This is a genomic window from Streptomyces sp. bgisy027 (genome assembly GCF_057710365.1).
The window spans coordinates 1-3,367 of record NZ_JBYIVZ010000116.1; the positions used below are offsets into that span (position 1 = coordinate 1).

4 protein-coding genes are annotated in these 3,367 nt (G+C 70.0%); 1 reads left to right on the forward strand and 3 read right to left on the reverse strand.

Features of this window, described 5'->3' with window-relative positions; all coding sequences use genetic code 11:
- Positions 1-282: 282 nt before the first annotated feature.
- Positions 283-1,290 carry a stage II sporulation protein M gene (locus AC3ETA_RS47565; protein WP_432199134.1) on the reverse strand — a complete coding sequence of 336 codons (1,008 nt, stop codon included), beginning with the start codon at positions 1,288-1,290 and terminating at the stop codon, positions 283-285.
- Between the two features lie 131 nt (positions 1,291-1,421).
- Between AC3ETA_RS47565 and AC3ETA_RS47570 the strand changes: the two genes are divergently transcribed.
- Positions 1,422-2,360 (forward strand): RDD family protein, encoded by a 939-nt coding sequence (locus AC3ETA_RS47570; RefSeq protein WP_432199135.1) that lies wholly within the window; start codon positions 1,422-1,424, stop codon positions 2,358-2,360.
- 5 nt (positions 2,361-2,365) lie between these two features.
- Here AC3ETA_RS47570 and AC3ETA_RS47575 read toward each other — a convergent pair whose 3' ends face one another.
- A complete protein-coding gene (locus AC3ETA_RS47575) occupies positions 2,366-2,980 on the reverse strand; it encodes a hypothetical protein (RefSeq protein ID WP_432199136.1) in 615 nt (204 codons plus the stop codon).
- A 275-nt stretch (positions 2,981-3,255) separates the two neighbouring features.
- On the reverse strand, positions 3,256-3,367 hold a 112-nt coding region (locus AC3ETA_RS47580), incomplete at its 5' end, for an adenosylhomocysteinase (protein WP_432199137.1).

Genomic DNA, 3,367 nt, shown 5'->3' on the forward strand with positions numbered 1-3,367 from the left:
TCCTCGGTGCTTTCCGGGTTCCCGCTTTCGCGTTTCCCTTTCCGGCGGTTCCGACTTTATCAGAAGTTCCGGGCCGGACTGACCGGCCGTTCAATTCCGAAATCATCGGGAGGGGGCTTCTTGGGAATCAAAGTTCCACTGAAGCAGACAGACACTCACTCTGCCCGATGGGAATATATCCACTTCCAGGCAACTGTTCGAATCTACCTCCCCGCTCGCTCCGTGTCAACGGCTCTTGTGGGGCGAAGAGGACACTAGCAGCTCAAAGGCTGTGCACGCACATCAGGCGGCCGTCGGAACGGCGGCGCTGCGTTCGGCTGCGTCGAGGTCGCCTGTGTCGCCGGCACGGGCGGCACGGCCGCCGAGGACAAAGACGTACGCGAGAAAGGCCAGTTCAGCGACGACGCCGATGGTGATGCGTGCCCAAGTGGGCAGGCCCGACGGGGTGACGAAACCTTCGATGGCGCCTGAGACGAAGAGGACGAGGGCTAGGCCAATTGCCATGCCGATCGCGGCGCGGCCCTCCTCTGCCAGGGCCGCGCGTCGGGTGCGAGGGCCCGGGTCGATGAGGGTCCAGCCGAGGCGCAGGCCGGTGCCGGCCGCTACGAAGACCGCGGTCAGTTCGAGGAGGCCATGCGGGAGGACGAGGCCGAGGAAGGTGTCCAGGCGTCCTGCTGAGGACATGAGACCGAAGCCGACACCGAGGTTCAGCATGTTCTGGAAGAGGATCCAGAGGACCGGGAGGCCCAGAAAGACGCCGAGGATCAGGCAGAGGGCGGCTGCCCAGGCGTTGTTCGTCCAGACCTGGGCCGCGAAGGAGGCCGCGGGGTGGCTGGAGTAATACGTCTCGTACTGGCCACCGGGGCGGGTGAGCTCACGTAGTTCGCTGGGGGCCGCGATGGTGGCCTGTACCTCGGGATGGGTGCCTATCCACCAGCCCAGGAGGGCCGCTACGAGGGTGGACAGGAGCGCCGTGGGTATCCACCAGTGGCGCGCGCGGTAGACCGCGGCGGGGAAGCCGTACGTCAGGAAGCGCGTGACGTCGCGCCAGGAGGCGCGTCGGGTGCCCGTGACCGCGCTACGCGCGCGTGCGACGAGTTGGCTGAGCCGGCCCGTCAGCTGGGGGTCGGGCGCGCTGGACTGGATCAGGGACAGGTGGGTGGCGGTGCGCTGGTAGAGGGCGACGAGTTCGTCGGCCTCGGCACCGGTCAGGCGGCGCCGGCGACCGAGCAGGGCGTCGAGGCGGTCCCACTCGGCGCGGTGGGCGGTGACGAAGACGTCGAGGTCCATCTGCTTTCCTGCTCCCCGGCTGTTCGTCGGCGACTCGTCGTTGGACGTCAGCTTGTCGTACTGCGGCGCGATGCGCCCTCAGCTTGGCAGACTGGCCAGTCCGAGGGCAGGTCAGGGGAAGGACGGTCGGCGTGAGTGAGCTGGTGACGGGCGAGGCGGTGGCGCTGGAGTTGCGCCCTGCGAAGCTGCCCAGCAGGGCTCTGGCGGTGCTGCTCGATCTGGCCGTGGCCTTGATCGCCTACCTCGTCGTGGCGACGGGTGTCGTGATCGCCACCGCGTCTCTGGACGAGGCGGCGCAGACCGCGCTGTCCATCGCCATGTTCGTATTGTTGCTGGTCGGCGGGCCGATCGCGGTCGAGACGCTCAGTCATGGGCGTTCGCTCGGGAAGTTGGCCTGCGGGCTGCGGGTGGTGCGGGACGACGGCGGACCGATCCGGTTCCGGCACGCGCTGGTGCGGGGTCTCATCGGTGTGATCGAGATTCTGATGACGCTCGGGGTCGTCGCCGTCATCGCCTCGCTCGTGTCCGCGCGCGGGCGGCGGCTCGGTGACGTGTTCGCCGGGACTCTCGTCGTTCGGGAGCGCGTGCCCGTCACGCGGACGGGCTTCGTTCCGCCGCCTCCGCCGTGGCTGGCCGGGAGGTTCGCGGGGCTCGACCTGTCGGCGGTGCCCGATGGTTTGTGGCTGGCCGTTCGCCAGTACCTGGCGCGGATGCAGCAGCTCGACCCGCAGGTCGCCTGGAGCATGGCGGAGCGGCTCGCGACGGACCTCGCGGGGCGCACGGGCGCTCCGGCGCCGCACGACGTGCCGCCGGCCGCCTATCTGGCCGCGGTTCTTCAGGAGCGGCAGGCTCGGGAGGCTCGGCGCGCCTTCGGCAACGGGGCGGCTGTGGCTGCGCCGCCGCCACCGGCGCCTGGCGCGAACGGCGGAAGCTCTGCTCCTGTCGGAGTTCCGTACGTGCCGCCGGCCGGTGCGGGGCATTCGCCCGTCGCGCCCGACGTCGTACGGCAGCCGGCTCCTCCGGCATCGCGCGACGAGCCGCCTGCCACGGGCTTCGCTCCCCCCGCCTGAACGGATCAGGCGGGCGGCGACGGTGGGGACTCCAGGTCCTCCAGCTCGATGCCGGGGGCCGCGAGGACCACGTCGCCGGCGATGTGCACGGCGTGCTGCTCGCCCGTGTCCAGGGCTGTGACCTGGTATTCGTCCACGGTCAGGGGGCCGTTGTCAGTGGCGTGTGTTTGTCTTTCCACCAAGGCCCAGGACTGGTCCACGGTGCGCGGGGCGAGGACCGGATCGGTGAAGGCCACGAGGCGGACGCGGGTTGCCGAGCCGGAAGGGGTGAGGCGGAGGAGACGGGTGGTGGCGATGAGGAACGCGGGGGACGTGCCGGTGAAGGCATGGGCGCGCACATTGCCTTCTGTGGCGTGGATGCCGGTGGGGTCGGTGCGGACCCAGGTGACGCCGTCGAGGGCGGCGCCACGTACCTGCCAGCCGCCGGCGTGGAGTTCGAGGCGGATGGGGCGGCCGAGTTCGTCCAGGGCAAGGTCGACGGAGCCGCTGTGATCGCCTGCAGGGGTGGTCAGTTGGGCGACGTAGCGCCAGCCGGACGGGCCGGGGGCGCAGTGGAAGTGTTCTTCTGCGAGGGGGGTGTGATCGTGCGGATCGTGGAGCGAATAACGGCCGCGGGGCATCGGGGTCCTGGGGCTTGACGGACGGGCTGGTCCCGGCCACTTCGGCAGATGAGGCTACGTGGATCGGCCGTACAGGCCAAAGAGGCAGGCCCCCGGCACGGGGGTGCGGGGGCCTGCCTCGGAGGAAACTGCCGCTGATGCGGGGTCGCGTCGAGCCGGACCACTGTCGCCGATGGTTGCCGTACGAGCGTCGTCGTACGGCAACCCGGTTCAAGCGGTTCGGCTCGGCGGCACCGAGGTCCGCGCGGAGCCGGCTCGGCTCGTAGCGGCTCGGTTCAGTAGCGGTAGTGGTCCGACTTGTACGGTCCCTCGACCTCGACGCCGATGTAGGCGGCCTGCTCGGGGCGGAGCGTGGTCAGCTTCACGCCGAGCGAGTCGAGGTGGAGG